Consider the following 1,892-nt stretch of genomic DNA (forward strand, 5'->3'; position numbering starts at 1 on the left):
CAAGGCCCGCCAAGGGACCACGGGCCGCGTAAGCGGCCCTTTCATTTGGTGGTTACCAATACCGCAATCGCCTCAGGCGATCGCAGACTACGCAAGCAAACGCTTGCTCAGATCGGCAAGCAGATGCTTGCCTAGGGTTGGCGCGGGGTGGAGCAGCCCGGTAGCTCGTCAGGCTCATAACCTGAAGGTCACAGGTTCAAATCCTGTCCCCGCAACCAAACATAAAACGGCCCGCCTGGCGCAAACCAGGCGGGCCGTTTTGCTATGCAGCGCTGACCGGCCGGTTCTAACCCTCATCAGCAGCCCACAAGCAGGCCAAGCCAAAGCAGTGGGACAAAAAAGCCAAAGCCTCTCCCCAAAAACAACAGTCAACGGCCCGCCAGGATCAAAACCAGGCGGGCCGTTTTGATATGCGGCGACGACCGTGGCCCGCCTACTCTAACCCTCATCAGTAGCTCCCAACGCCGCTAAGCTAACGACGAAGGCCAAAACAAGAATCAGGCCTCTCGGAGCAGAAGCCTGCGGCGAAAGCCGAATCCGAGCGGCGACCTGAACCCAAATGCGAAATGAATTTAGCTGGCGATGTTCTTTCTCAGCCGGCTTCAGTGCCCGCCGTCTCGCAGGGATGACGAGCGCGGATCGCCGCAGCTATCGATTGCGGGATCGATTCTCGATCGCGCCGGCGTCTTCAGGGCTGAGGCGATATCCCGGCTATGCCGAATCAGGCGGCTCGAGCCTGTCTGCCGGAGAATCCGAATCAAGGGCAGAGCGCAGCCGAATCGGCCAATGTTGGCAATAGGTGATATCTATTGCTATGTTCTCCCATGACCGCATATTCTTCCCAGAGGTTGCCATGCCCAATTACGCTTTGAACGACCACTACGAGAGCTTCATCAGGAAGCAGATCGAATCAGGCCGCTACAACAATGCCAGCGAAGTTGTCCGCGCCGGCTTGCGCATGCTCGAGGATTTCGAGGCGGAACGAGAGAAGTGGCTGCGTGAGGAGATCCCGGCGCGCCTGGCCGAACTCCAGCGGGATCCGGCGAAGGGTGTTCCTGCCGAAACGGTCTTTTCCCGGCTTGAAGCGCGTCATCGCGCGAAGCAGGCGAAAGCCAAGTAAGGGATGGAGTACCGGATTGTCTTCCACTCCAACGCGGAAGCCGAACTCGAACAGCTCTACGACGACATAGCCGAGCGCGCATCGCCTGCGATCGCCTGGAATTTCGTTGCCGGGATCCGTGGCCATTGCCTGGGTTTATCGACTTTTCCACAGCGCGGCACAGAGCGGGTCGAGATCATACCTGGGCTGCGGATTGTTGGTTACCGGCGCGCCGTCAGCATTGCGTTTGCGATCGAAGGCGAACGGGTGTTGATCCTGGGCATCTTCTACGCCGGTCGAAACATCACGCCGGAATTGCTGGAAGGCCGGCTCTGAAGCGCCGCGCAGACCGGCTCGCGGTCGACAGCCACCAAGCAGGACAGGCGGTTTTCAGGCCGATTGCACGCACCAGGCGCCGAGGGTGATGGCAAGCCCGGGCAGGAATGGTCGGTAGCGAAAGACCGGTCTCAATTTCAGCCAAGCCAACTCACGAATTTCGCATCGTGGATATCCACACGAGAAATCGAAAAAACATCAGAGATCGGTGTTGACAGTTCGCCGAGGTGGCGACTATATACGCCTCACGAACGAGGGCGGTGCGCCGCTGGCGACGAAGAAGTTTGCTTCTAGGTCTGCCCTCTGCGAAATTCAAGAGAGCCGCGTAAGCGACACTCGGACGGCCCCGGAGCCAAAAGCGAAGCGGGCCACGACACTGCGTATGCGGCGTCTGTTCTTTGAAAATTGAATAATGAAGAAAGAGAAACGTGGGCGGCAGAGTCCTGCTGAACCTCTT

2 protein-coding genes and 1 tRNA gene are annotated in these 1,892 nt (G+C 58.7%); all 3 read left to right on the forward strand.

From position 1 onward, the window contains the following. The first annotated feature begins 141 nt into the window (after positions 1–141). The 3 genes from AC1D05_RS35685 to AC1D05_RS35695 all read left to right on the forward strand — a co-directional run bounded on the left by AC1D05_RS35685 (position 142) and on the right by AC1D05_RS35695 (position 1,435). Positions 142–218 (forward strand) — tRNA-Met (locus AC1D05_RS35685). Positions 219–853: 635 nt separating this feature from the next. Further along, the gene (locus tag AC1D05_RS35690; protein ID WP_477447666.1) at positions 854–1,120 is read left to right on the forward strand and encodes a type II toxin-antitoxin system ParD family antitoxin; all 267 of its coding nucleotides are present in this window, start codon (positions 854–856) and stop codon (positions 1,118–1,120) included. A gap of 3 nt (positions 1,121–1,123) precedes the next feature. Further along, positions 1,124–1,435, forward strand: a complete 312-nt coding sequence (locus AC1D05_RS35695) for a type II toxin-antitoxin system RelE/ParE family toxin (protein WP_477447668.1) — start codon at positions 1,124–1,126, stop codon at positions 1,433–1,435. Positions 1,436–1,892 lie beyond the last annotated feature (457 nt).

Source organism: Mesorhizobium sp. P2_E9, assembly GCF_056403815.1.

Excerpts from the sequence above, each read along its gene's own strand:
- AC1D05_RS35690 (WP_477447666.1), top strand. The coding sequence starts at position 854 with ATGCCCAATTACGCTTTGAACGACCACTACGAGAGCTTCATCAGGAAG.
- AC1D05_RS35695 (WP_477447668.1), top strand. The coding sequence starts at position 1,124 with ATGGAGTACCGGATTGTCTTCCACTCCAACGCGGAAGCCGAACTCGAA.